19 protein-coding genes are annotated in these 26,051 nt (G+C 62.9%); 5 read left to right on the forward strand and 14 right to left on the reverse strand.

What is annotated here, in order from left to right:
* Positions 1-34 precede the first annotated feature (34 nt).
* Together PLO63_14935 and PLO63_14940 are read left to right on the forward strand one after the other, a co-directional pair.
* Complete coding sequence (locus PLO63_14935; GenBank protein ID HOI75437.1) at positions 35-733, forward strand: ABC transporter permease; 699 nt, start codon at positions 35-37, stop codon at positions 731-733.
* Complete coding sequence (locus PLO63_14940; GenBank protein HOI75438.1) at positions 730-1,824, forward strand: ABC transporter ATP-binding protein; 1,095 nt, start codon at positions 730-732, stop codon at positions 1,822-1,824. The genes PLO63_14935 and PLO63_14940 overlap by 4 nt, the downstream gene beginning before the upstream one ends.
* On the opposite strand, the gene PLO63_14945 is transcribed toward PLO63_14940, so the two are convergent.
* From PLO63_14945 to PLO63_14985, 9 genes are all read right to left on the reverse strand, one after another.
* Positions 1,811-3,007 (reverse strand): hypothetical protein, encoded by a 1,197-nt coding sequence (locus PLO63_14945; GenBank protein HOI75439.1) that lies wholly within the window; start codon positions 3,005-3,007, stop codon positions 1,811-1,813. The genes PLO63_14940 and PLO63_14945 overlap by 14 nt on opposite strands.
* A gap of 249 nt (positions 3,008-3,256) precedes the next feature.
* The gene (locus PLO63_14950) at positions 3,257-4,900 is read right to left on the reverse strand and encodes a carboxyl transferase domain-containing protein (GenBank protein ID HOI75440.1); all 1,644 of its coding nucleotides are present in this window, start codon (positions 4,898-4,900) and stop codon (positions 3,257-3,259) included.
* 65 nt (positions 4,901-4,965) lie between these two features.
* Positions 4,966-5,430: a MaoC/PaaZ C-terminal domain-containing protein gene (locus PLO63_14955; protein ID HOI75441.1), complete on the reverse strand. Its 465-nt coding sequence runs from the start codon at positions 5,428-5,430 to the stop codon at positions 4,966-4,968.
* Between the two features lie 175 nt (positions 5,431-5,605).
* A complete protein-coding gene (locus tag PLO63_14960) occupies positions 5,606-6,250 on the reverse strand; it encodes a response regulator transcription factor (GenBank protein ID HOI75442.1) in 645 nt (214 codons plus the stop codon).
* Positions 6,247-7,440, reverse strand: coding sequence for a PAS domain S-box protein (locus PLO63_14965; protein HOI75443.1), 1,194 nt, complete (start codon positions 7,438-7,440; stop codon positions 6,247-6,249). The genes PLO63_14960 and PLO63_14965 overlap by 4 nt, the downstream gene beginning before the upstream one ends.
* Entirely contained in the window at positions 7,437-8,264 is an 828-nt protein-coding gene (locus PLO63_14970; GenBank protein HOI75444.1) for a uridine kinase, read from the reverse strand. The genes PLO63_14965 and PLO63_14970 overlap by 4 nt, the downstream gene beginning before the upstream one ends.
* A gap of 16 nt (positions 8,265-8,280) precedes the next feature.
* Positions 8,281-8,499 carry a hypothetical protein gene (locus tag PLO63_14975; protein ID HOI75445.1) on the reverse strand — a complete coding sequence of 73 codons (219 nt, stop codon included), beginning with the start codon at positions 8,497-8,499 and terminating at the stop codon, positions 8,281-8,283.
* Positions 8,500-8,517: 18 nt separating this feature from the next.
* Positions 8,518-9,237, reverse strand: coding sequence for a hypothetical protein (locus PLO63_14980; protein HOI75446.1), 720 nt, complete (start codon positions 9,235-9,237; stop codon positions 8,518-8,520).
* A gap of 11 nt (positions 9,238-9,248) precedes the next feature.
* Positions 9,249-11,951 carry a glycogen/starch synthase gene (locus PLO63_14985; protein ID HOI75447.1) on the reverse strand — a complete coding sequence of 901 codons (2,703 nt, stop codon included), beginning with the start codon at positions 11,949-11,951 and terminating at the stop codon, positions 9,249-9,251.
* A 137-nt stretch (positions 11,952-12,088) separates the two neighbouring features.
* Here PLO63_14985 and hrpA point away from each other — a divergent pair, with 137 nt between their 5' ends.
* Positions 12,089-15,895 carry an ATP-dependent RNA helicase HrpA gene (gene hrpA / locus PLO63_14990; GenBank protein HOI75448.1) on the forward strand — a complete coding sequence of 1,269 codons (3,807 nt, stop codon included), beginning with the start codon at positions 12,089-12,091 and terminating at the stop codon, positions 15,893-15,895.
* A 28-nt stretch (positions 15,896-15,923) separates the two neighbouring features.
* Here hrpA and PLO63_14995 read toward each other — a convergent pair whose 3' ends face one another.
* Both PLO63_14995 and PLO63_15000 read right to left on the reverse strand, forming a co-directional pair.
* Complete coding sequence (locus PLO63_14995) at positions 15,924-16,850, reverse strand: radical SAM protein (protein ID HOI75449.1); 927 nt, start codon at positions 16,848-16,850, stop codon at positions 15,924-15,926.
* On the reverse strand, positions 16,847-18,133 hold the full coding sequence (locus tag PLO63_15000) for a coproporphyrinogen-III oxidase family protein (protein HOI75450.1): 1,287 nt from the start codon (positions 18,131-18,133) through the stop codon (positions 16,847-16,849). Before PLO63_15000 ends, PLO63_14995 begins: the two co-directional genes overlap by 4 nt.
* Positions 18,134-18,436: 303 nt before the next feature.
* Here PLO63_15000 and PLO63_15005 point away from each other — a divergent pair, with 303 nt between their 5' ends.
* Complete coding sequence (locus tag PLO63_15005) at positions 18,437-19,984, forward strand: flavocytochrome c (protein ID HOI75451.1); 1,548 nt, start codon at positions 18,437-18,439, stop codon at positions 19,982-19,984.
* Positions 19,985-20,035: 51 nt separating this feature from the next.
* Positions 20,036-20,560 carry a cytochrome c3 family protein gene (locus PLO63_15010; GenBank protein ID HOI75452.1) on the forward strand — a complete coding sequence of 175 codons (525 nt, stop codon included), beginning with the start codon at positions 20,036-20,038 and terminating at the stop codon, positions 20,558-20,560.
* 118 nt (positions 20,561-20,678) lie between these two features.
* On the opposite strand, the gene PLO63_15015 is transcribed toward PLO63_15010, so the two are convergent.
* The 3 genes from PLO63_15015 to atoS form a co-directional block, all read right to left on the reverse strand.
* Positions 20,679-22,061 (reverse strand): TIGR00366 family protein, encoded by a 1,383-nt coding sequence (locus PLO63_15015; GenBank protein ID HOI75453.1) that lies wholly within the window; start codon positions 22,059-22,061, stop codon positions 20,679-20,681.
* 216 nt (positions 22,062-22,277) lie between these two features.
* Positions 22,278-23,663, reverse strand: coding sequence for a sigma 54-interacting transcriptional regulator (locus PLO63_15020; protein ID HOI75454.1), 1,386 nt, complete (start codon positions 23,661-23,663; stop codon positions 22,278-22,280).
* Entirely contained in the window at positions 23,660-25,528 is a 1,869-nt protein-coding gene (atoS, locus tag PLO63_15025; GenBank protein ID HOI75455.1) for a two-component system sensor histidine kinase AtoS, read from the reverse strand. The genes PLO63_15020 and atoS overlap by 4 nt, the downstream gene beginning before the upstream one ends.
* Between the last annotated feature and the right edge of the window lie 523 nt (positions 25,529-26,051).

Raw genomic sequence — 26,051 nt, forward strand, 5'->3', positions numbered from 1 at the left:
TTTTCGTTGTATCTCAAATCTCCGGTGGTGCACCTTGGACCTGATTCTGGAAGGCATCCGGCAGGCGTTTCTCCTCCTCTTCACCCTGGACCGCGAGGTCCTGGGCATCACCTGGCTGTCGCTCCAGGTCTCCGGTGCAGCCACGGGAATCAGCCTTGTATTCGGCATGTCCGTCGGTGCCGTCATCGCCCTGACGGAGTTTCCCGGCAAGCGGTTCGTCATCAGCCTCATCAATACAGGGATGGGGCTACCGCCGGTCGTCGTGGGCCTGTTCGTTTCGATCTTCCTCTGGCGGAACGGCCCCCTCGGCTTCATGGAAATCCTCTACACACCGGCGGCCATCGTCATCGCTCAAGCGATCATCGCCACGCCCATCATCACGGGGATCACCCTGGCGGCCCTCCAGCACCTTCCGAGGAACCTGCGCCTCCAGATCCTGGCCCTCGGGGCCACCCGCCTCCAGATGGTCTGGATGCTCATGAAAGAGGCGAAGCTCCCCCTCCTGGCGGCGGTCATGGCAGGCTTCGGAGGCGTCATCTCGGAGGTCGGGGCCTCCATCATGGTCGGCGGCAACATCAAGGGCTACACGCGCGTCCTCACGACGGCCACCGTCATGGAGACGGGAAAGGGAAACTTCGACATCGCCATTGCCCTGGGGATCATCCTCCTGCTCCTGGCATTTACCATCAACTCCATCCTCACAGGCATTCAGCAGAGGCAGAGGCCGCGATGAATCCTGCCGAAGCCATCCTCGAAATCCACGACCTGGAAGTCCGGCGCGGAGGGGTCCGCGTCCTGGAGCTCACCGGCCTCGACGTCCGCAGCGGGGAGTTCCTCTCCCTCATTGGTCCCAACGGGGCCGGGAAATCGACCCTTCTTCTGCTGCTGGCCTGCCTGCTGCCCCGACATCGGGGCACACTCTCCTTCCGGGGAGCCGAGGTTACAGAAGGGAACGGCCTGCTGGAGTACCGGCGGAAGATCTCCATGGTTTTCCAGGAACCGCTTCTCTTCGACGGAACGGTCGAAGCAAACGTGGCATCGGGGCTGAAACTGCGTGGAACCAACCGCGAGATCATCCACCGGACCGTCGCGGAATGCATGGAGCAATTCGGCATCGGGCACCTGAAGGGCCGCCATGCCCGGAAGCTCTCCGGCGGGGAGGCTCAGCGGACGAGCTTGGCCCGGGCCTTTGCCATCGGGCCGGAGGTCATTTTTCTTGACGAGCCCTTCTCCTCCCTCGATCCGCCGACACGGGAAGGCCTGATGGACGACCTCCAGCGGATCCTCCGGGAGACGAAAACCACCGCCGTGATGGCCACCCACGACCGGGTCGAGGCACTGCGCCTCTCCGACCGCATCGCCGTCATGAAAGACGGTGAGATCGCACAGATCGACTCGCCGGAAGAAATCATGAACCATCCCCGGGACGAGTTCGTCGCCTCATTTGTCGGGGTGGAGACAGTCCTGGCGGGGGAGATCGACGGAACCGGGACCGGTACGGTATTCGTGCAGGTTCCGGGCGGAAGAATCGAAGCGGTCGGGATCGGCCGGGCGGGGGATTCCGTTTTGTGCTGCATCCGGCCGGAACAGGTCACCCTGACGACCGATGCCTCCTGCCGGGATGGGGCGAGCGCCCGGAACGTCTTTCCCGGGAAGATCGTGAAAGTCGTCCCCATGGGCCTGTTTTACAAAGTCACCATGGACTGCGGCTTTCCCATCACGGCCTATGTGACGGCCTCCTCGGTGGAAAACCTGTCCCTCGCGGAGGGCAGCCTCGTCTGCTCCTCCTTCAAGGCCACCTCGGTCCACCTCATCCGAAAGTAGGCGGAGCCGTCCAGGCTCCGGGGCCCCACTTCTCCGGCAGAACCGCTTCTTTAGGCCATTCGGCCGGCACGAGTTGTCCCGGTTCCTCCCCTTCCCTTTCGATCAGCTTCATCAGGCCGGGACGGCGGAACTGGGGGTTCCCGCCCTTCTCCGTCCGGCCGTTGCAGATCGCCTCCGATCGGAGCCGCCGGCCGATGGTCTTTTCCATCCGGTTGCCGAGCCACAGAACGCGATCCACGTCGTAGCCGTGCTCGATTCCCAGTTCGTCGATCTGAACGAGGAGGTCTTCCAGGGTCACGAGGCCCACGTAGCGGTGATCCCTGTAGTAGTATTCCCCGGTCCCCCGGACGGGGCAGTCGTCGAGGAAATTGGCCGGCTGCCCGCCCAGGCCCCCCAGTGTCCCCTCGAAGCGGGCGATGCCGGCATGGAGGGCCGCCAGGATCGAGGAGGAGGCGACCCGCTTCGTCTCGTGCAGATGGCAGAGGTGGGCCTCCGGGTCGGGCATGGCGTCCATGACCATGGAGAAATACCGGTAGACCTCCGCCGCCGAGGCGGAGCCGTCGTGGTCCGCGTGCTCGATGTCGTTGGCACCGATGGAAAACCACCGCTTCGTAAACTCCACGGCGTCTTCGAGCCTCGTGGCGCCGCTGATGGGGCTGCCCCAGATGGTGCTCACGACGCCGCACATCCGGATGCCCGCGTCGCGGCACTTCCGGATGCACCGCTCCGCCTCCCGCCAGTACTGCGATAGTGTCGTCCCGGAGTTGGCGAAGTGGTGCTCGGGATCCGTGGAGACCATCATCAGGACCCGGTCCGGTCCGATGCCGCGCTTCTTCAGTTCGATGGCGCGATCCACCGCGTTCTCCCGGATCGTCACGGCGCTGAAGACCAGCTGGTCGTAGTCGATCCCCTGCCGGGTGCAGCGCTTTTTGAACCGGTCGCTCCGGAAGTGCGCGAGGACGTCCTCGGCGTCCCGGAACTGGGGAATCGCAGCAGGATTGCCCAGGTTGGTCACTTCCAGTTCCCGGCACCCCGCCATGATGCTCTCCTCCCCGTAAAAGATCTTGGCGGCCGTGGAGAGGAACTTCTCCTCGTGCTGGAACCCGTCCCGGATCGTGATGTCCCCGATCATCACCTTCCGGGGCATCCGTGGGAAGATTTTCCAGTAATCATGTTCGGTCATGCTGCTTTTCTCCTCGTGACCTGGTTGAAGTTCTCGTTTTTCCGTGCCGGACCGAATGCCGTTCGCGGGGGCGCGGCCGGGGGTTCCCAGAGGAGCAATTAGAAAACGTTTCCTCCCGGACGGCGATTCAATTTTTCGAAGCGTTTCGCGGAAACGTTTTCGCGACAACGGGAATCCCCGTGACAGCCCCCGCGCCTCAGACTGGCCGCTATCCTCGGGAACACAGCCGTAGGCTTCCCGAACTGCCGCTTAGAATTTGAAATTGCCGAAATTCGACTCTTTAATCGGTTGCAGGAGTGCCACCTCGAACCCCAACGCCAGGGCGTCCCGGCACTGCCCCAGGGGCAGCGTCCCGTCGTTGAACAGGCGCGATTCCATGTAGAACGGGTGCGCCTCCCGGTTGTACTTGTCGATCATCATCTGCCGGAACTTCGCCGCCGCCTCTTCATCCATCTCCTCACCCCGCTTCTTCCGGTTGACCCGCTCCAGGCTCGTCAGGATGAAGCCCGCCGTGTCCCCTGACATGACCGAGGTCCTCGCCCGCATCGTGGCGAAGATGAAGAGCGGGTCGAAGGTGCGCCCGGACATGCCGAAATTCGCGGCCCCGTGGTCCGGCCCGATGATCCACTGGATCCGCGGCACCTCCGCGCAGGCGCAGGCCCGGACCATCCCGGAGCCGTATTTTCCGATGCCGGCGTACTCCTCCGCCGTTCCCACCATGTAGCCTGGGGAGTTCTGGATGTAGAGGAGGGGGATCTTCATGGTGCAGCAGCGGATGACCCACTCGATGGCCTTGCGGGCGGAGTCGACGAAAATGACGCCGTTGTTGTTGCTGGCGATGACGCCCACGGGAATCCCCTTGAGGAAGATCTTCCCGCAGACGATGTTGTCGCCGCGTCCGATGTTGTACGGACGCTTGTACTCGCTGAAATAACTATCGTCGGCGATGGCGGCGATGACCTCCCGAACGTTGATCCCCTTGGAGGTCTCCTTCGGCAGGACCCGGTAGAGGTGATCCGGCGGGACCTTCGGGTCGGCGGGCTTCCGCCGGTCCGCGTACAGGGTCTGCTTCGGGTCGAACGCCAGGAGCTCCCGGAGCTTCTCGATGCCCTCGTCCTGGGACTTCACGAAGTGGTCCGCCCCGCCGGAGATGTGTGTATGGACCTTCGCGCCCCCCAAGTCTTCCATGGAGACGGTCTCGCCGATGGCCGACTTCACCATGGGCGGGCCTCCGAGGAAGGAGTAGGACATGCCGTCGATCATGATGGATTCGCAGGCCAGGTAGACAATGTAGGCCCCTCCGGCGGTGTTCCCGCCCGTGCTCAGGGTGTACTGTTTGAGGCCTTTCGCCGACATGCGGCACATGTTGTAGAAGAAGTGGCCGAACTGGTTCCGGCCGGGGAAGATCCGGTCCTGCAGGGGGAGATAGGCCCCGGCGGAGTCGGCGATGTAGACGAAGTTGAGCCCGCATCGCTCGGCGATCTCCTGCGCCCGGAGGTGCTTCTTGCAGCTGATGGGATAGTAGGCCCCGGCGGTCACCCGGCTGTCGTTAGCCAGGATCATGACCCAGTTGCCGTGGATCTTGCCGATCCCCGTGACGAGCCCCGCGGACGGGACGTCCTCGACGCCCTCGTAGCCGATCCCGAATCCGGCTCCCCGGGAGAGCTCGAAGAACTCCGTCCCCGGATCGATCAACTGCCGGATCAGCTGGCGGGGTGGCTTCTTTCCCTGCTTGGCCAGGCGCTGGTTCTGGGCGTCGCCGCCGGGGTTGTATGCCTTCTCCCACAAGGCATGAATCCGCTTCTCTTCTTCCAGCCAGTGCAGCCGGTTCTCCTCGTGCTCCATCTCCTTCTTCTCTGCCCGGGACAGCCTCTTCTCCGGTTGATTGGCCATCACTCCTCTCCTTTCCGTCATGGTGCGCAACGCCGCAGGCGGCTTCTCCCGCCCGCCGCCTCCGCTCACCGGGGTCTCTTGCCGCAGAACAGCTTCATCACGAAGGAAACTACCGTTTCCCCCCGCTGGTTCCGGATCCGGTTCTGGATGGTCAGGATGCCCTTCTCGTTCCCCTTGTGCGTGATGCCGGTCACCTCCACCTCGCAGTGGATGGTATCGCCGATCCGCGTGGGCGCTGTGAACCGCACGTCTTCCATCCCGTAGAAGGCGATGAAGGACTTCGGCAGGTAGCTTGAGTAGGGTCCAAGGCGGAACGGCAGGGCCATGCCGATCGAGAGCGTCAGCATGCCGTGGGCGATCCGCTCCTTGAAGGGTGTCGCCGCGGCGTATGATACATCCGTGTGGAGGGGATGCCAGTCGCCGGTCAATCCGGCAAAGGTCACGATGTCCGCCTCCGTGACGGTCCTGGCCGGCGACACCATCTTCTCGCCCAGGACATAGTCATCCAGGTATTCGTATTCCTTCGGCATGGTATTCCTCCGCAGGACGGCTGAATCAGCGCCTGCCCTGTCCGAGCAACCTGCCCGGATCACGAGGCGCAAAGATGGGAATGGATGGACGATGGTATAATCCGCGGGTAAACGCCTGTCTGTCGGGAAACCATGACAGTCTGTGAAGGGGAAACGAGGAAAATGCGGTGGAGGATTATTCCAGGGAGGTCAGGCCCTGGCGGATGGCAAACTTGATGAGGCCGGAAACGTCGCGGATGCCGAGCTTCCTCATCAGGCGGCTCCGGTAGGTCTCGACGGTTTTGGCGGAGAGAAAAAGCTTGTCGGCGATTTCGGCGCTCGTCCGGCCTTCCGCGACAAGCTGCAGGACCTCCCGCTCCCGGTTGCTGAGCACGGACAGGGGATCCCGGAGCCCCTCGTCACTCAGGCAGGCCCCCACGACCTGGTCGGAGACCTTGGCGCTCAGGTACCGGTGCCCGGCGCGGACGGCGTGAACGGCCTGGATCAGCTCCCGTCCCGCGGACTCCTTGAACAGGTAGCCCCTCGCCCCCGCCCTGAGGGCGCGCAGAATCGACTCCGACGACGACTGCATGGAAAGGATGATGACCCTCGTCTCCGGGAATTCCCGGCAGATCTGCTCCGTGGCCTCGATGCCGTTCAGGTCCGCCATGACGACGTCCATGATCACGACGTCGGGCCGGAGCTTCCGGACCGCCCGGACCGCGTCCCGGCCGTTCCCGGCCTCGCCGACGATCCGGATGTCGCCGTCGGCCTCCAGCAGATACTTCAGGCCGTCGCGGACAATCGTGTGGTCGTCGGCCAGGAAGACGCGGATCGTCACAGCGGCACCTCCACGGTCACCCGGGTTCCTTTCTCGGGCTCGGAATCGAGGATGAAACGGCCGCCGATGGCCTCGGCACGCTCGGACATGGTCATGATGCCCCAGCCGCCCTGCTCTTCCATTCTTCTCGCCTTGGAGGGGTCGAACCCGACCCCGTCGTCGGTGATGACGATCCTGAGCTGGGCTCCGCGTGTCTCGATCCGGATCCTGGCGCAGGTCGCCTGGGCATGTTTGCCGATGTTCGTGAGGACCTCCTGGACGATCCGGAAGATGTTGTTCTCCACGTCCGGGTTCGGGCGCGGGCGGATCTCCGCCCCTTCCACGACGACCTCCACGCCGGTCCGCATGGAGAATCGCTCCGCGTACCAGCCGATGGCGGCGACGAGTCCCAGGATGTCCATGTCGGGAGGCCGGAGGTCGCTCATGAGGCTGCGGGTGAACTCGGTGATCTCCTCGACCAGAACCATCGAGTCTTCCAGCCGTGCGTGGAGCAGCTTCATCTCCTCCTCGGGAAGTTTCGATTTCACGATGCTCAGGTTGATCCCGACAACGGTCAGGTTCTGACCAACCTGGTCGTGCAGCTCCCGGGCGATCCGCTTCCTCTCCGACTCCTCCGCCTCGGAGAGTTTCGCCGAGAGGATCCGGAGCTGCCGGCTCTTCTGCTTCAGGATCTCCTCGGCCCGCTTGCGCTCGGTGATGTCTCGGCCGATGCCGAACCGCCCCACGGCATTTCCCGCCGAGTCGTACTGGGTCGTGACCAGGAATTCGACGGGAATACGCTCTCCGTTCCGGTGAACGAGATCCGCGTCGTAGGGAAGGGTGTAATCGCCCCGGATCCCCTTTTTGAAGCGCTGGATCGTCGTCTTGATGTGTTCGGGGGCGACCAGGAACGTGAAGGGCTGGCCGATGAGGTCACGGACGGAATATCCCGTCACGCGCTCGAACTGGGGGTTTACGTAGGTGTAGATCCCCGTCTCATCAACGATGAAGATCAGGTCGCCCGTCGATTCGATCAGGGTCCGGTACTTTTCCTCGCTCTCCCGCCGCGCCGCCTCCGCCTTGCCGCGCTCCACCTCCGCCTGTTCCAGCCCGGCGACCTTGCGCCGCAGGAGGGAGATCTCCTCGATCAGCTGTTGTCTCGTCTTTTCCCCGGTGTCCGCGTTGTACTCAAGAGGTTGTTTTTTCATCATTTGGATATGACCGTACCAACCGATTTTCCGGCCAGCGCCTTCGTCAGGTTTCCTTTCTCCAGTCCGTTGATCACCTGGATTCTGTCCACGACCTCGCTGTTCCGCAGGATCTCCAGGCAGGGCCGCTCGATGATCAGGTCGTCCAGCTTCCGCTCCAGAAGCTCGGCGACGCCGATCTTCGGGATGAACTCCGCTTCGGGGTTCTTCTTCGGGTCCTCCGTGTAGAGTCCCCGCTCGTCCTTGACGAAGATGCAGCTCCGGGCGCCGATCAGGTCGGCCAGGATCAGCGTTCCCACGTCGGTCCGGTGAATGGGGATCCGCTGCTTCGACGACGGCAGGGCGAAGTAGTCGTAGGGCGGCATACCGTGCATGACGGGGATGCAGTCCTGGGCAAAGTAGGTCGAGAGCTTGATGACCTCGTCGTGGCCGATCTTGATCCCGCCCCAGGGCGACAGGAGCGTAGAAACCAGAAGCGCGTTCTGCTCCGAGATGGAGCTCCCGAACTTCGCGATGATCCCCGTGGGCATGCCCAGCTCCAGGCCGATGGCATAAATGTGCCGGCTCCGGGTGCCTCCGCCCGTGGTGATGAGCATCTTGTGCTTCTTCTTGCAGGCGACGATCTCCCGGATGATCTCCGGCAGGGCCTTGATCCCGCGGTCGCAGATCGACTGGCCGCCGATCTTGACGACGTTCACGTCCGGGAAGAGCCTCTTCTGCGGGGCAACCTTCAGGCTCTCCAGGAAGGTCTTCCCGACGAGGCTCTCCCCCATGAGGCGGCTCTTGACGTGGAGCCGGCGTCCGTCTTTCTCCCGGTAAAGGGCCATGGTTTCCGCCTTTCCCTCAGTCCTTCAGCTCGATCTCGTCGTCCTTGTCCTTCCCGGACTCCAGGAGAACCAGGTCCGCCCCTACGGCCTTCGCAATGTCCTCCAGCTCTTTCTTCCGGAGATGCTCGCTGTAGAACCTCATGTCCACGCCGGCGATGGCGACGAGCTTGAAACGGGGTTTCTTTTCCTTCTCACCGACCTTCCTCCGCTCCCGATAGAATATCTTCCCTGCCATGGCTGCACCTCCTTGATTTCATGACTTGTTTCTTTTCTCTCCCATGGTCACCCACTCGCCGGGACCCGCCGGCAGGACCGGCAGGACGGCGTCGGATCCCCATAACCTTGGCCGAAGCCATCCCTTTGTGTGGACCTTGTCTTCCGGTCGGGGAAACAGGGCATCCCGGTCCAGCGATACCACGCGCATCCCCTTCCCTTCCAGTGCCGATACGGTAACGGGATCCGGCAGGGACCGGAGCGACGCATATTCGATGAAGCGTCCGCTCCAGCCCGAGGCGGTCAGGCCGACAGCCGCTGCGGCGCCGATGATCCCGTCGCTGGTCCCGCCGTGACCGGAAAGATGCGCCTTCCCGGCGGCCTTGAGGGCCTCAGCCTGCGTCACCAGTCGCCGGGTACACTCCCGCCCGATCTCCATGAGATCCCGCAAGGCCGGATCGCCTTCCCGGACCACGCAGAGCCCCGGGTCGCTGCCCGGCGAGGAAAGCTCTACGATGTGCTCCGCCGCCTGCGTCGCCAGGCCGTCTATCATGGACGGCTCGGGCAGGTCCAGGACCATGCAGGCGGAGCTGTTGTGCGACGTGTAGGGAATGCGCGGGTCCACCAGGAGTTGCTGGCGGACAACACCCCATACCACCGCGGTCTCCGGAACGCGGGTGTCGAAGCGACGGGCCACTTTGCCCGTTCCGAACTCCGCCTCCAGGTTGTCGGTGTCGTCGAATCCGATATAAATTCTCATAAAAAAAATCCTCAAAAAATGGGCCGGCCCCCGTTCAGCCTCTCGTAAATCCGCATGTAGCCGGCGATCATGCTTCCCAGGTCGTAGCGCTCCCGGGCCTCCCTCATGATCCGCCGGATCTGGGGCTCCCGGATCTCCAGGGGCTTCCGGTGGAAGGCCAGGCTTTTTTCCAGGGCGTACCAGAGGCCTCCCGAGTCGTAGTCCCGGAAGAGAAATCCGTTGCCCACGTCCAGGGGGGAGCCTTCGACCTTGAGCCTCAACTCCCGGATCTTGTCGTGGTATCCCCCGGTGTCCCGGTTTGTGGCGGTGCAACCGAAGAGATTGCCCACCTGGTCGATCTGGCCGCAGGGCTCGTAAAGGGAGGCGCCGAAGACGTCGCTGGCGGCGGCAAATCCGAGCATGGACAGCTCTTCGCTGTATGGCTGGAACGTGACGCGCCCTTCCGAGCTCCAGGCGATGCGTCCCAGGATGTCCGCGTGGGTCCGGTCGCCTCCGACGGGGTCCGCAACGATGGCGATCTGCGCGTCCTTGTGGACTCCGGTGAAATGTCCGGCCACGGCCTCCAGGAGCTCCACGCCCTTCTGCACGGTATCGAGCCGGGATGGCCAGTAGAAAAGGACGGCGTCCGGGTCCACGTTCAGGCCCGTCCGTCGCTGGAACTCGACCCGATTCTCCCGCTTTGCCTCCAGGACATCGTCCTCGGGACCGTATTTCCGGGGCAGGAGGTGGCAGTTCTCCGGGTACATGTTCGACGCCGGGGCGTTGATGATCGCCCGGGCGGCGTCGAAGTAGTACTTCTCCTTCACCTCGCGGCGCACGCTCGGGGGAACGATCGGCCGGTCCAGGAAGTAGTCGTTCACCACCTCCCGGAGGAACCGCTCCCCGACGAAATTGATGACCGTGGCGTTCTTGATCGCCGTGGCCTGGCAGTCGATGCATCTCCGGCCGAAGGCCTCGCTGTAATAAAGCCGGGGATGGAGGTTCCCGAGGTTCACTCCCCCCAGCAGCTCCACGGGCAGGTCCGCCGTGAAGATGTTGTGGACGGTGTGAAGGATCGGAAGGCCCGTGGACGCCGCATAGGCCGCGATGGCCCCCCCGGCCATCCAGTCGTGGCTGTGGATGATCAGCCGCCCCTTGTGCTTGGACCGCACGTCCTTGATCAGGCTGTTGACCACCTCCCGCTGGAACTCCGCCGCCGTGCGGAGGACGTCTCCCGCGTAAGCGCCCGGATTGCTCTCGAAGACCGAGGAGCTGACCAGGTGGATCCGCCCGGCGTCGATCTTGTAGCGGATCTCCCGCCACTCCTTTTCATCCAGCTGTGACTCCCGCTGAAAACGCTTCTTCAGGTTCAAGGTGGCCAGGTGGACGTCGATGCCCCGTTCCGTCAGCCCTTCGCACAGGGCGGACACCACCTCCCCCAGTCCGCCGCTCTTTCCGGAGACATATTTGGCCAGGGGGCCCATCTCGTCGGGCAGGCGCCCCGTTTCCGGGGAGATCATGAGAATTGCAGTGGTCTCCCGCTTTCGGAGAACCTCGAACCGGACCATGGCCACCTGGAGATCGTCGATCTTCCGGGTCAGGATCTGCGTCGGCCGGGCGATGGAGCCGCCGTAGGGGTTGAAATAGGCGTGTACGGCATGATCCTCCCCGATCCGTTCATGGATGAAGTAGACGTGGTCCGAGGTGGTGAGCTGACGCCATTTCGTGAGCAGCTCCCCCCCGGCGCGCCGGGCACGCTGCTCCATTCCCTGGATGTCCTGGAACAGCTCATGCTGGGTCGGGTTCCCGAGCCATCCGAAGGTGTCCCGGCCCGCGTCGGCCCAGGAGGAGGTGGAGAGGTCGTGAATGTCGACGGCGGGGCAGTCGGCTTCCCGGAATCGGGCGGCGACGTCCGTCGGGGTCGAGGGAATGACGTTCTCGTATGTTTCCAGGGCCGCCGGCAGGCCCTTCCAGAAATCGAAGATCCCCTTGTCGGCCCAGATGTGCTCCCCGATGTGCTCGAAGTCATAGCCCAAAATGACGGCCTCCCCGTCGATCTTCGCGATGTAGGAGGCATAGACCTCCGGCGGGATGGGCTGGTGCGGAAACCGGAAGGCCACGTCATCGCTCAGTTCCCGGTTGCGGGGGAGGACGATGAGAGGCGAGCCGGCGGCCCGGAAGACGGCGTTGGGGGAGATCGGGACCTCGCTCCCGGTGAACATGTCACTCCGCTTCTCGCAGAGGATGGAGAGATATCCCATGTCCGCCACGACGTCGGCGATGCGGTTGTTGTACATGAGCTCCGTGTTCCGGAAGGACGTGGGAAACACGCCGAAGAGCTTCCGGATCAGGTCCCGGTGCAGCGAGACCTGGTCACGGAACTCCTGCTTCCGCGGATCGTCGAAGAGGCTGGACAGGGAGTGGTAGTAGGTCTCGCTGAGAAACTCCACCCGCTCCCCGTCTCTTCCCGCGTCATAGAGCGCCTGCAGCGCGTGGACCACCTCCGGCCGGAATTCCTGCGCCTGCTCCAGGAACGTGCCGGACATGCTCAGGGTGATCTTGAAGCGCGGGTGCCGGTTCACCAGATCGGTGAACATCTCCACGGCGGGAAGATAGCACTTCGCCGCCACCTTCTCGAAGATCGCCTGGTTCTGCTCGTCCCAGAGAAACTTTTCCCGTTCCGGGTGAAGTCTCAGCGGCTGGTGAAGCTGAAAATAGAATATGGCCAGCGGCATTTCTGAACCCCGTCGTGTGTCCGAATCCCCTTGTCAGCCGGAAATGATTCTGATAGCTGCCTTATACCACACCGGAACCCGTTTTCCAAAGGCATCCGCCCGGATAGGCCGGAGCCGTACAAAGAGACAGGCACGGAATGGATTCCCAGGTCACGAAAAAGCCCGCCGTTCAACGGATAGGTCCGCCCCGCCCGGACCTTCGCTACCCCTCCGCCCTGCCCATCGTCCAGAGGCGTCGCGACATCGTGGCCGCCATCCGCGACAATCCCGTCGTCGTCATCACCGGGGAGACCGGCTCGGGGAAGAGCACCCAGATCCCCAAGATGTGCATCGAGGCCGGACGCGGACGCCGGGGTCTCGTCGGCTGCACCCAGCCGCGCCGCGTTGCGGCGGTGACGGTGGCCCAGCGGATCGCCGAGGAGCTGGGAGAGGAGCCCGGGGGAACCGTGGCCTACAAGATCCGCTTCGAGGAGCGCTCGGGACCCGCCACCCGCATCAAGATGATGACCGACGGCATCCTCCTCATGGAGGCCCAGGCGGACCCGCGCCTCTCCCGCTACGACACGATCATCGTCGACGAGGCCCACGAGCGCAGCCTCAACATCGATTTCGTCCTGGGGATCCTGAAGAACCTGCTTCTCCGCCGCCGCGACCTCAAGGTGATCATCACCTCCGCCACCATCGACGCTGAAAAGTTCTCCCGCTTCTACGGCGACGCCCCCGTCATCGAGGTCTCGGGACGCCTCTTCCCCGTGGAGGTCCGCTGGTGCCCCGTCGACAAGGCCCTGGAGGAGGAGGGGGACCTGACCTACATCGACGCCGCCGTCCGGAACGTGGAGGAGCTGCTCGCGGAGGACCCCCGGGGCGATATCCTCGTCTTCATGCCCCGGGAGCAGGACATCCGCGAGGCCTGCGATCTCCTGGAATCCAGGGCCGGCGGGGACGTTCTCGTTCTCCCGCTCTTCGCCCGCCTCTCCTGGGGGGAGCAGAAGCGGATCTTCCAGTCCGCAGCGCAGCGGAAGATCGTCGTTGCCACGAACATCGCCGAGACCTCCATCACGATCCCGGGGATCCGTTATGTTGTCGACACCGGCCTGGCCCGTCTCCTCCAGTACAACCCTCGGACTCGCACGACGAGCCTGCCCGTCAAGAAGGTTTCCCGCAGCAGCGCGGACCAGCGGAAGGGTCGCTGCGGCCGCGTCGAGGGCGGGATCTGCATCCGCCTGTACGACGAGGGGTCCTACGCGGAGCGCCCCCTGTTCACTCCTCCGGAGATCTCCCGGGCCAACCTGGCGGAGGTCATCCTGCGGATGCTGTCCCTCAACCTGGGCAAGATCCAGTCCTTTCCCTTCGTCGATCCGCCCCAGCCCCGAAGCATCAAGGACGGCATCGACATGCTCCAGGAGTTGGGCGCCATCGCGGCGAAGAAGAAAGACGAGCGGGAGGGGGACGACCGGCCGTACACCCTGACCGAACTGGGCCGCCGCATGGCCCGCCTGCCCATGGACCCGCGGATATCCCGGATGATCCTGGAGGCGGAGGGCCACGGATGCGTCGAGGAGGTCGCCGTCATCGCCTCCGCCCTGTCCATCCCGGACCCCCGGGAGCGGCCGCTGGAGAAGGAAGACGAAGCGGACCGCATGCATGCGCCCTTCCGGGACCCGTCGTCCGATTTCCTTACGCTGCTCAACATCTGGAACGCCTTTCACCGCCAACTGGAGAGCCTCAAGACCCAGAACCGGATGCGGAAGTTCTGCAAGGCCCATTTCCTGTCTTATCGGCGGATGCGGGAGTGGAGGGACGTGTACGACCAGATCCGGGGAATCCTGGCCGAGGGGGGATCCCGGAAGAGACACCCCGACCCCGGGAAATCGTCTTCCCTTTCATCGGAGGAGCGTTTCGCCGCCGTCCACAAGTCGATCCTGAGCGGCTACCTCTCGAACATCGCCGTGAAAAAGGAGAAGAATTTCTACACCGCCACCCGGGGCCGGGAGGTGATGCTCTTCCCCGGCTCCTGCATCTTCGGACGCGGGGGACCATGGATCGTGGCCGCCGAGATGGTGGAGACGTCCCGTCTCTTCGCCCGGACGGTCGCCTCCATTGAGAGTTCCTGGCTGGAAGAGCTGGGAGGCGACCTCTGCCGATCCTCCTGGGCCGATCCCCGCTGGTCGAAGGACCGGGGCGAGGTCGTGGCGACCCAGCAGGTCCAGCTCTTCGGACTCGTCATCGTCCCCGCCCGGACGGTCTCCTACGGCCCCGTCGATCCGGACGGGGCGACGCGCGTCTTCATCCGGGAGGCCCTGGTGGAGGGAAACGTCCGCCACCCGCTGCCCTTCCTGATTCATAACCGGGAGCTGGTGGAGGAGGCCTCCGCAGTGGAGGACAAGCTCCGGCGTCGGGAATACCTGGCCGACGAAAACGACCTGGCGCAGTTCTACGAGGAGCGCCTGCCGGGCGTCTACAGTTGGCCGCTCCTGAAGAAGCGAATCCGGGACCGGGGCGGCGACGCGTTCCTCCGCATGTCCGAGGCGGACGTCCTCCTGCGCCGGCCGGATCGGGAGGAACTGGCAGCATTCCCGGACCAGGCGAGAATCGGCCGGCTCCGCTTTCCCCTGGACTACCGGTTCGATCCGGCCGGCCGGGACGACGGGGTGACCCTTCGGATTCCCGTCCAGGCGCTGCCGGCCCTCTCCCCGGGTCGCATGGAATGGGCGGTTCCGGGGCTCCTCCGGGACAAGGTCACGGCCCTGCTCAAGGGCCTGCCGAAGGAGTATCGGCGTCGCCTGCAGCCCGTGCCGCAGGCCGTTTCCATGATCCTTGAGAACCTGGAAGAGTCCGACACGCCCCTCCTGACCGTCCTGAGCCGGATCATCCACGAGCGATTCGGGGTGCACGTGCCCGTGACCGTCTGGTCCCCCGAATCCGTCAGCGACCACCTCAAGCTCCGCTACCTCGTGGTCGACGAACAGGGCCGGACCGTCGCGGACACCCGGGACATCCACGCGCTTCAGGAGCACGCGGCGGCGGACGCCGAGTCCTCCGCCTTCGACCGGGTGCGCCGGGAATGGGAGCGCACGGGCCTGACTTCCTGGGACACCGGGCCTCTGCCGGAGGAGCTGGCCGTGAAAAACGTGGGGCTCCTCTTCCCCGCCCTCGTGGCGGAGAACGAGGGTATTTCCCTCCGGCTCCTCAGGAACCGGGCGGAGGCCCGTGAGCAGCACCTCCGGGGCGTGGAGGCGCTCTACGTACTGCGCTTCCCCGAGGAGCTGAAACACCTGAAAAAGGCCCTGGTCCTGACGGGGGAGATGAAATTGCAGGCCGAGGCCCTGGGAGGCTTCCGGGAGGTGGAGCGGATACTCATGGAGAAGGTCCGGCAGGACCTCTTCGCCGTTCCCGTCCGCTCCCGGGAAGCATTCCTGGACCACGGGGACGCGGTTCGCCCCCGCATCCTGCCCCGGGGCCAGGAGGTCCTGCAGACGGCACAGCCGATCCTCCGGGCCGTCCACGAACTCTGGAAAACCCTGCGGGCGCTGGAACACGGCCACCGCTTCAACGCCCCGGCCCGGAAATACCTCCAGACCATGGAGGAGGAGTTCCGCCGGCTCCTGCCCCCGGATTTCCTGATCCGCTTCGATGGGGAGCGCCTCCGGCACATCCTGCGCTATCTGAAGGCCCTGGCGATCCGGGCGGAGCGGGGTCTCCTGCATCTCGAGAAGGCCCTGGCCCGCACCCGGGAGATCGAGGCGATCATGGCCCGCTACAAGGACCTGCAGGAAAGCCTGCCGGCCGACTCCTCGCCGGAAAAAATGGCAGCCCTGGAGGATCTCTACTGGATGATCGAGGAATACAAGGTGTCCCTCTTCGCCCAGGAGCTCAAGACCCCCTACCCCGTTTCCCCCAAGCGCCTGGACGAAAAATTCCGCGAGTTCGAGCGGATGGTTTGACGCGGGATCGTATCGAAACCCGATCGGCTCAAGCCCTCTCCGGTGTCCCGTCCGTCCACGAGCATAGCCCCGTCCGGAATAGCTCCAGGATTGCGGATGGTTTCAGAGACAGAAGCTGCGAGACTTCGACGCACCCCGAGTATCCGCAGTTCGCACAGACGTCCGGATTTCCCACGTCCCGGCAACACATGAACTGTCTGTCCCTTGTCGCCAGTTCGATCTGGGGAATGGGACGCTTCCAGTCGTTGGCTCGCATCGCCCGGTAGGCGGCTCTCGAGAAATAGACGGGATACCCTTTTTTCTTCAGATCCCAGATCCGGTCCAGCACCGCCGTTCGCTCCGAGCCGGCAAAACCGTGCAGGCGGACGATTTCCGGGCAGTGCGTCAACAGGTTGAAGGTAATGCTCCGGAAGACCCCTTCCCTTGCCATGCCGTGAATGATTTCCTCGAGGCACGCGGCGTTGCTTCGGCTGACGGTTACTGCCGCATAGATCTCCGAAGAGGCGGACGTGCGGATGTTCCGAAGGATCCGGTCGTAGGACCCGCTGCGGATGGAGTTGTGTATCTCCCTGGTTCCGTCGATGGTCACGATGTACTTGCAGCGGCGTGAAGACAGAGGATTCGTTCCGTTTGTGTAGACGCTGACATCCACGTACCCGGCATCGAAGGCGGCGCCGATCAGGTCGTCCAGGTTCTTTCCACCGTCCCGCCACAGGGTGGGCTCACCGCCGGTGACGACAAGGGTCCGGCAGCCGCGCCTGAAGGATGAGGCGAGTGCTTCCCGGACCTGCAGGAACGACATATGATACCGGCCGGAGTTCTTGCTCTCGCAATAGAAGCAATCGAGGTTGCATGTGTCCGTCACGACAAGGATCAACAGGTACGGCATCTCGTGGCGAAGAACGAATGTCTGGAAGGCATAGGAGAGATGGCTGAGGAATCGCGGTGTGTTCAAAGCACGGTCTCCGCCGGCCACGGCAGACGCCTGCAGGTTCCCCAAAGCCTGTTGATGTAATTCAGGCTGTATTCGTTCTGCAGCCGGTGAATCCAGTAGGCGCCCGATTTCGTGACCCGGTAGCCGCCGTTTTCCTTTTCCAGCATCCCCGCCGCGGCAAACGGCCTGAGGATTCCCGAAAAGACCGGCTCCAGCATTTCTCCCTGTCCGAAAACGTCCTGAAAATCCATCCGTGATACATTCAATTCATAAACTCGCCAGTACAGCCAATAGGCCATCTCGAGGCGCCGGTCGACGGGCATCGAGAGGGCGATCGGCCGCCGGCCGGGGAGTGCCGCAGAATACGCTGCGACATCGAAGGTGTTCACGTAGAAATCGGTGCCCGTCATGGAAGCCGCGCTCGGGCCGAATCCGATGTAGTGGTGCCTCGTGATGGAACTGAACTTCTTCCGGTCGGGTTTGAGCCAGCTCCAGACGGCGCAACGCTTGTATCCCGAGCGGGTCAGGAGGGAATCCGCCAGGTTCAGCATGGACCGGATGAGACGGCCGTCCGCTCTCTTCACCCGGCGGATCTTCATGGACCGTCCGAGGTCCGAATAGGGAAAGGAAAAAAGGGGATACGTACTGACCTGGTCCGCTCCGCACGCAAGAACCGATTGAAGATCCCGTTCCCAGTCCCGGAGTGTCTGACCGGGCAGGGCGAACATCAGGTCCGCATTGACCGCCTCAAAGCCCGTTTTTGCGGCCCGCTCCAGTGCTTCCAGCGCCGTCGCCCCGTCGTGATTCCGGCCGATGTTCCCGAGAATCCGGTCGGACGTGGACTCCACGCCCACGGACAGCATGGTCACACCGGCCTCCTTCAGCAACTGGAGGCAGCCGTCGTCCATATTGCCGGGATGAAGCTCGATGCAGACATCCCCGGACAGTGGAAACCTCTCCCTCAGGTGGTGGATCATCCGGAGCAGTCCGGGCATGTTGACCGTCGGGGTCCCCCCGCCGATATACAGCGAAACGAAGTCGCATTCCCCGAGCCGCGGGGCATACAGCTCGATTTCTTCATGGACGGCCCGCTCGTATTGACGGAACCGTTCCTCGTCGTATTCAACCCGGTTATACGGGCAAAAGGGGCAGAGATTTCTGCAGAACGGGACATGAAGATACAGGCCGGCCCGGGTGAGTTTTTCCGGAAAGGCGGGTTCGACCGGCTGCATGCGAAACCGGCCCCACCGCCCTGTGACCATTCGCTGAAGAAGGGGTTTCCAGAGAGACTTGGCAGGCATCATGATTCCTTCCGTCCGTCGGCAATGATTTTTCGGGACTGCTTCATATCCGGCCTGAATTCTCCCGTTCGCCGCATCATCCGGGTCATCATGACTGGCACGGAACGGTTGGCAGGTGAATAATGATTGCGGGAAGAAAAATCAATGACGAACCTCTCATTATTATTTGTGTAAACGAACAATCCGGTGTGTTCATGGTTGACTCCGCGATTCCCGAAACGCTATATACGTTTCCAGTGTTATTCCTTGTGAGTCCACGATGGTTACTCTCTTTTTTTAATCCTTCACCCGGAAAGGAGGCATCGCATGGCTGAGCACTCGGAAAAACCCCGATCGTTATCCAGGCGCAATTTTCTGAAAACAACGGGGGCGGCCGCCGCCGCGGCGGGAATTGCCCTGGGCGGCGCCTCCCTTTCGGCCCGCGACGCCACTGCCGCCGGGGACGCACTGCCCGCGAAATGGGATGAAGAGACCGACGTTATCATCGTCGGCAGCGGCTTCGCCGGCCTTTCTGCCGCCATTGAGGCCAGGAACGGCGGGGCCGACGTCCTGGTGATCGAAAAGATGCCCGTCCACGGGGGAAATTCGATCATCAACGGCGGGGATTTCGCCGCTGCGGGGAACAGGATGCAGAAGGAGCAGGGCGTCAAGGACTCGTCCGATCTCATGTTCAAGGACATGATGAAGGCGGGATCCTACCTGAACCACCCGAAACTGGCCAGGATGGTGGCGGATCATTCGAACGAGGCGCTCGAGTGGTGCGAAGAGTATGTGGGAGCCCGGTTCGCGCGCCTCAATTTTCACGGCGGCCACTCGGTCAAGAGGGCCGTCCAGACGGTCAACGCCTCCGGGTCGGAGCTGGTCAGCAAACTGCTGACGAAGGCCCGGTCGCTGGGCATGAAAATGCAGACCCGCACCAGGATGGTCCGGCTCCTGGCCGACCCGAGCGGTCGGATCGTCGGCATGGAGGTGCGCAGGAACTACCGGTTCCCCGATGAGAAATCCGGCCGGCCGGCATTCATCAGGGCACGGCGGGCCGTCGTACTGGCGTCGGGCGGCTTTTCCCAGGATGTGACCTTGCGACAGGTGCACGATCCCCGGCTGACGGACCGGTTCGACTCCACGAACCACCCGGGCGCCACGGGCGAGGCCCTGCTGGCGGCATGCCGAGCCGGGGCGATGGACGTCCAGATGGACTGGATCCAGCTCGGTCCCTGGACCAGCCCGGACGAGAAGGGATTCGGGCACGTGCCCCTGTTCTGCGAGCGCCTCGTCGGTTACGGGCCCATGGTCGATCCCAAGACGGGAAAACGGTTCTTCAAGGAGACGGGCAACCGGAAGGAGCGGGCCGACGCGATCATCCTCATCGGACACCCGGTCCTCATCCTCGGCGATTCCTACGCCGTCCCCAAGCAGGTCTTCCCCAATGCCCTGGCAAAGGGAGTGGAATCGGGTGCCATCAAGAAATTCGACACCCTGGAAGCGCTGGCCCGTGCCTACGGCATGCCCGTCGCCGACTTCCAGGCACAGGTCGCCCGCTGGAATGCCTTTGTCGAAAAGAAGAAGGACGATGACCTGGACTGTATGATCTTCCCCGATGCCCGGCCCACCGTCACCCCGCCCTTCTATGCCGCCCGGCTCTGGCCCCGGGTCCACCACACCATGGGCGGGCTCGTAATCGACACGGAAGCCCGGGTCATCGGCTTCGACATGAAGCCCGTCAAGGGACTTTTCGCGGCCGGGGAAGTGACCGGAGGCGTGCACGGAGCCGTTCGCCTCGGCAGCGTGGCCATGGCGGACTGTGTCGTCTTCGGGCGTATCGCCGGCCGGAATGCGTCGAAGGAGAAAGCCTGAGCTCCCCTCAACAGGCCGAACATTTATTGAGTGATATTCTGGAGGTAGGAGATGTTGTTAAAGAATAATCGCAAGAACGTGAAATGGGTCGTCCTTGCCGGGTGCTGCCTGCTGGTGCTGATGCTGGCTGTCGGCGCCGTTTCGGCCGCGCCAAAACAGGTGACCGGGGCGAAGGGCGGGGACTGCGCGGCCTGCCACGGGAAGGACAAGGTACTCCCGGACAGCCATCCCGCCGTCAGGGACATGCAATGGAAGGACTGCCATGCCTGCCATGCGGAGGGCAAGATGTCGCTGGTGGGGAAAATGCCCGGCAGCCATCGCCACCAGCTTTCCGGCGTGAATTGTGTGGCCTGCCACGGAAAGGGGACTCCCGAGCCCCTGGCCATGGAGAAGTGCGTCTCCTGCCACGGCTCCACGGCCAAGCTGGCGGAAAAGACGGCCAAGGTAAAACCATCGAATCCCCACACCTCGCCGCATTACGGGACGGAGTTGGACTGCAACCTCTGCCACAAGCAGCACGCAAAGAACGAGAACTACTGCGCCCAGTGCCACAAGTTCGACTTCAAGGTACCCTGAAGCAGCAGGACGCCTGTCCCGTCTGAAGGCAGGCAACGCCGCACAAACGATGAGGCCGCCACTCCCGGAGGAGTGGCGGCCTTTCTCGTTTCTGACGTGTCCTCAGCTCTTCAGCCTTTTAGAAAATCTGCGGCAGGATGAACAGCGACAGGGACATGACGATGAACATCCAGAGCCAGCCGATGAAGGTGTAGGGGAGGATGTCCTTGAACTTGAGCCGGAAAGCGCCCAGGATGGGCAGCGCCCAGAAGGGCTGGATCATGTTCACCCAGAGGCTGCCGGCGGTGTAGGCGTTCAGGACGTCTCCATAAGCGACGCCGAGGTTTTTCGCGGCGGGCAGGATGTAGGGGGCCTCGATGACGAACTTGGAGCCCGCCGAGGGAACGAAGAAGTCCACGATGCCCGTGTAGATGAAGACGATCCAGGTGAAGGTCGTGGGCGTCGAGATGTCGATGAAGAACCTTGTGATGACCTCGGCCAGGCCGGAGAAGCTGATCATGCCGAAGATGCCCGCATAGAGGGGGAACTGGATGATGACGCCGTAAACCGTGGCCGTTCCGCGCTGGACCGACTCGATGAAGCTTTTGGAGTTGCCGTGGAGGATGAAACCGACCATCAGCAGAAGGAAGTTCAGCGTGTTGAGATCCAGGGCGGCGATTCCCTTCACCCCGAACAGCTTGGCGCACCCGAACACGCCGGCGGCGCCGATCAGGATCGGCAGGACGAAGGACCGGTCCAGCCGTTCCGCCGGCGGAAGGTTTTTCTTGTCCACCGGGGGATCGGGCGGCGGTACAAAGATCGCTGCCGTGGCGTCGTCGACCTCCACGGCGTGCTCTTTTTTCGGTGCGATGGCCATCAGGATGATCGGGATGGTGATGAGAAGCACCAGGTTTGTTATGAGCAGCTTGATGTTGAACGTCGACTGGCTGAGCGGAATGACGCCGGCGACCTTTTCCATGAAGTTGCCCGGCGTGGCCATCAGGAGCTGGGCCGCCTGGGAGGGTCCGTTCGACATCAGGGCGGTGACGTAGGAGATCGCGGCGATGAAGGGATAGTGGATCCCCAGGCCCCGCTTCTTGACGGCGATGGCCCGCCCCATGATGATGGCGGCCATCAGGCCGATGCCCCAGTGGAACCACATGAGAACGCACATGAAGATGGAGTAGAACAGAATCGTCTGGGTCTTGGTCTTGGGGATGTCCACCATTTTCAGGAGGCCGGCCTTGATGTACTTGGAGTCGCCGACGATGAAGCCCGTGATCATCAGGAGGCACATCTGCATGGCGAAGGTGAGGAGGATCCAGAACCCCTTCATCCAGTCGCCGACGAGCTGGCCGGGACCATGGCTAGTTAGGCCCCAGCCGGCGAAGAAGACGATCACCGTCAGGATCAGGGCGAAGACCAGGGCGTCGGGTACCCACCGGAAGGCCCACTGCGCGAATCCCTCGGTGAACCGGGATAGAAATGTCTCTTCGTTGTTGTTGTTTGGTTTTTTACTCATGCGCTCTTTCTCCTTTCATTGAGTCTTGACGAAACATTGCCCCGCCAAGAGGAGAGCAACGGACATGCCATCCCGCAACGAAAGGACAAACCGGTTCATGACCCCGTTAATACTACGAATACCGAGGGCGTGGATCGTTATGATGCAGGGACTACCCCGGAGGATGGGCGGGAAGGATGTGCGATAAATTGCGCAGGTGCGCAAATCTTTGCGCGATCAGATGCCGTATTCCTGGATCTTGTAGAGAAGCGACCGACGGCTGATACCCAGTTCCCGGGCTGTCCGAACCCGGTTTTCCCGGTTGCGCTCGAGGGCTTGCAGAATCGCCTGCCGCTCGAATTCCTTGACCATTTCCTTCAGCGGACGCTGGGTTGCCGTGGCCTCGGACAGTTCCTCGGCGATATCCGCATCCGCCTCTGCGTTTCTGCGCTCGCCGCCCAGGACATGCCTCGGCAGGTCCTCGGAGAGGATCATGCCGCCGGTGCTCATGATGACGGCACTCTCCACGGCGTTGGCCAGCTCCCGAACGTTGCCGGGCCATGCATAGTTGATCAGGATGCGGTAGGCATCCTCGTCAAATCCATCGATATCGCGGCTGTTTTCGGACGCGAAGCGCTGCAGGAAATGATCCGCCAGGAGGCGAACGTCCTCGGGACGTTCGCGTAGCGGCGGAACGTGAAGGCTCACCACGTTGACCCGGTAGTACAGGTCCTGCCGGAACGTGCCGGCCCGGACCATTCCCTCCAGGTCCCGGTTGGTGGCGACGATGATGCGGACATCCGTCCGGATGGTCTCGTTGGAGCCGATCCGCTCGAATTCCCGCTCCTGCAGGACGCGCAACAGTTTCACCTGCAGATTCGGGCTGATGTCGGCGATTTCGTCCAGGAAGATCGTCCCGCCGCCGGCCTGTTCGAACCGTCCCCGGCGGCGGGCAATGGCGCCGGTGAAAGCCCCTTTTTCATGGCCGAATAACTCGCTCTCCAGGAGGCCTTCCGGAATGGCTCCGCAGTTGATCTTGACGAACGGCCCGTTCCTGCGCTTGCTGTTGTAGTGGATCGCCGACGCGACCAGTTCTTTTCCTGAACCGCTTTCCCCGGTGATCAGTACGCTGGCGTTGCTTCCGGCGATGCGGGTGATCGTCAGGCAGAGCTCCTTCATCCGGGCATTGTCCGTCAGGATGCGGTCCAGGCGGTAGCTCTGGAGGAGCTCTCGATGCAGCAGATTGATATCGTTGCGCATCTGCCGCATCTGGAGCGCCCGCTCAATCAGGAGCAGGACCTCGTCAATGTCGAAGGGCTTGATGACGTAATCGAAGGCCCCCAGCTTCATCGCCTGCACGGCCGTCTCCACTGCGGCGTAAGCCGTCATCAGGATCACTGCGGCGCCCCTGCGCAATTTTCCGATCTCTTCCAGCGCTTTGAGGCCGTCCATCTCGGGCATGCGGATGTCCATGATGACGATGTCCGGGGAGGTCTTGCGGAACGCATCGAGCCCCGTCAGGCCGTTGTCCGCACAGGTGACGTCGAACCCCTCCTTTCCCAGGACCACGGTCAGGAGTTTGCGCACGCTTTCATCGTCATCGACAACCAGGATCCGGCTCATGCTTCCGGCATCTCCCCAATATCAGCAAGCATTCCGGGTAGCTGGATCGTCACGGTCGTCCCCTTCCCCGGTTCGCTCTTCATCACAATCGTGCCGTTGTGCTCATGGATGATGCGATTGACTACTGCAAGACCCAGGCCGGTCCCTGCCGGTTTCGTCGAAAAAAAAGGATCGAAGATCTTCTCGATATGCTCCGGTGGAATTCCGCATCCGTCATCGGCGACGGAAACGGTCACCTTCCCGGGGGTCTCCACTGCAGTCCGGATGACGATCCTGCCTCCCGATGCCATGGCCTGGCCGGAGTTGATCAAGAGGTTCAGCAGGACCTGCTTGAGCTGCTCCGCGTCGGCCCGGATCATGGGAAGGTCCTGAGCCAGCCTTAGATCGATCTCGATGCTCTGTTTCGCGGCCCGGTTCCGGACCAGGCGCATGATTTCCCCTCCGATCAGGTCGTTGAGCTGCACGGGCTCGAAATGGGGGGGGGCCGGCTTGGCGAACTTCAGGAGCTCGCCGATGGTCCGGTTCAGGCCGTCCACCTGGCGGATGATGAGGGGAGCATACTCCTTGACCTCCTCCGGATCCCCGCTTTTCTGGAGGTACTGCACGAATCCCCGGATGGACGTCAACGGGTTCCGGATATCGTGGGCGATGCCCGCGATCAGCTCTCCCAGGGCCGCCAGGCGGTCGGCTCGCAGGACCTGCTTCTTAAGCTGCATGGTTTCGCTGATGTCCTTGAAGATCGCCACGGCACCGATGACTTTGCCGCTGCCGTCCCTGAGGAGGCTGGTGCTGCTGCTCACATGGACGGTCCTGTCCTGGAGGGGGACGTCGAGGTCCACGCTCACGTATTCATTGCCGTTCCGGAGCGTGTTCAGGAGGTAGCTCGTGAAGCCCGCATCCTGGTCGAGGAGCGATTCGTAGGGGCGGCCGACGACCTCCTCCGGGTTGAGGCCCATGATCTGCTGCCCGGCGGGATTGATGGACGTGATGATGCCGCTGACATCCACCGTGATGACCCCTTCTGCGATGCTCCAGAGGATGTTCTCGTTCAGCGAACGGGCGTCGATGAGGGCTCTGGCCATCTCGTTCACGGCATCGCTGATCTCGCCCATCTCTCCTTTCAGGGACCGGACGGGCTTCCTCAGGTCCAGTTTCATCCGGTTCAGGCCGAACTTGATGATGCCCACGTCCCGGGTTAGCCTCTGGGCCATCAGAAAGCTCAGGGCCAGACTCAGGACCAGTCCGAAGGACATCACGACGATCACCGCCCGATCCATGGCCAGGGCCTGCTCCTCGACGGCCGCGGTGAACTCGTTGGCCCAGATGTAGCCCTTCACCTGCCCGTTCCGGATGATGGGCCACATGGCGTTCATGATGTGGCCGCGTGCCATCGATCCTGTCTCGACCGAGGGAAGCCCCTTTGCCATCACCTGCCACCCCGGGTGGTCCGCGGGAAGGATTTCGCCCACCTTGTTTCCGTATTCCCGGCTGGGGCCATAGGTGATGGCGGCGTTGATCTCTTTCCCGTAATAGCCAACGCCGACACCTGGATTCGCCTCGGCGATCCGGTCGGTGAAATCCCGCAGGCGCTCGTTCAGGAAACGGACCTGCGCCATCCGGTCGTTTGGATCGCCTCGGTATCCTCTCAGGATTGCGTCGAACCCCTCCCCCAGGTAGCTGTCGAGGATTTTCGTGATGCCGAAGAGCTTCGCCGTTTTCTCTTCCAGCAGGGCCTCGCGGCCCTTTCGCTCCAGGACATAGCCCGTCGATATGATGGGAATGCTGATGGCGACCGCCAGGACGAGGAACAGCCGTCCCCGCAGGGTCTGCGGCAGCAATCCGGCGGGAAATCTGAATTTTAGCATAGAACGCCCTGACTCCTTGACGGACAAGAACATCTCCGGATGTGGTCCTATCGGAAAGGCGGCCGGCGTGTCAATCCTCTTGAAGAATCTGAAGAACAGGCTGCAGACGGACCGTGTGCGGAATCGGGGCAACGGGGGATGAATCGCCTGCCATGGGAAAGGAGCGTGAACTTTTTCTCTCTCTTCTATACCCGGATGTCTATGAGGAGTCCTTTCTGCGGCCGGCTCCCCAGTACCTGAACGTAACCGCTCCGCGTGTCCCGAACGCGGGAATACCAGTTCCCACCGTAATCGTCGAAGAGATCGATGGTAATAGAACCCGGGGGGCTCGGCACCTGCCCGGCCAGGTCCTGCCGGAGAGCGTTTCGAAGGATCGGAAGGTTCCGGTGCCGGGCACCCGGAGACGGGTTCGCCGTCGTCGCGGGTCGGTGCTCATCCTGCCCGCGTTGCCGGTCCGGGATTGGAACCAAGTTCCGGTCCACTCCCTCGACATGGGTGATTATCAACGTCCCGTTGATCGTTA

The organism is Syntrophales bacterium (assembly GCA_035363115.1).
GTDB lineage: Bacteria > Desulfobacterota > Syntrophia > Syntrophales > PHBD01 > PHBD01.

Bases quoted from the DNA above. Each gene is read 5' to 3' on its own strand.
- PLO63_14940 (HOI75438.1), top strand. From the start codon at position 730: ATGAATCCTGCCGAAGCCATCCTCGAAATCCACGACCTGGAAGTCCGG.
- PLO63_14945 (HOI75439.1), bottom strand. From the start codon at position 3,007: ATGACCGAACATGATTACTGGAAAATCTTCCCACGGATGCCCCGGAAG.
- PLO63_14950 (HOI75440.1), bottom strand. From the start codon at position 4,900: ATGGCCAATCAACCGGAGAAGAGGCTGTCCCGGGCAGAGAAGAAGGAG.
- PLO63_14955 (HOI75441.1), bottom strand. From the start codon at position 5,430: ATGCCGAAGGAATACGAATACCTGGATGACTATGTCCTGGGCGAGAAG.
- PLO63_14965 (HOI75443.1), bottom strand. From the start codon at position 7,440: ATGATGAAAAAACAACCTCTTGAGTACAACGCGGACACCGGGGAAAAG.
- PLO63_14970 (HOI75444.1), bottom strand. From the start codon at position 8,264: ATGGCCCTTTACCGGGAGAAAGACGGACGCCGGCTCCACGTCAAGAGC.
- PLO63_14975 (HOI75445.1), bottom strand. From the start codon at position 8,499: ATGGCAGGGAAGATATTCTATCGGGAGCGGAGGAAGGTCGGTGAGAAG.
- PLO63_14980 (HOI75446.1), bottom strand. From the start codon at position 9,237: ATGAGAATTTATATCGGATTCGACGACACCGACAACCTGGAGGCGGAG.
- PLO63_14985 (HOI75447.1), bottom strand. From the start codon at position 11,951: ATGCCGCTGGCCATATTCTATTTTCAGCTTCACCAGCCGCTGAGACTT.
- hrpA (HOI75448.1), top strand. From the start codon at position 12,089: ATGGATTCCCAGGTCACGAAAAAGCCCGCCGTTCAACGGATAGGTCCG.
- PLO63_15000 (HOI75450.1), bottom strand. From the start codon at position 18,133: ATGATGCCTGCCAAGTCTCTCTGGAAACCCCTTCTTCAGCGAATGGTC.
- PLO63_15005 (HOI75451.1), top strand. From the start codon at position 18,437: ATGGCTGAGCACTCGGAAAAACCCCGATCGTTATCCAGGCGCAATTTT.
- PLO63_15010 (HOI75452.1), top strand. From the start codon at position 20,036: ATGTTGTTAAAGAATAATCGCAAGAACGTGAAATGGGTCGTCCTTGCC.
- PLO63_15015 (HOI75453.1), bottom strand. From the start codon at position 22,061: ATGAGTAAAAAACCAAACAACAACAACGAAGAGACATTTCTATCCCGG.
- PLO63_15020 (HOI75454.1), bottom strand. From the start codon at position 23,663: ATGAGCCGGATCCTGGTTGTCGATGACGATGAAAGCGTGCGCAAACTC.
- atoS (HOI75455.1), bottom strand. From the start codon at position 25,528: ATGCTAAAATTCAGATTTCCCGCCGGATTGCTGCCGCAGACCCTGCGG.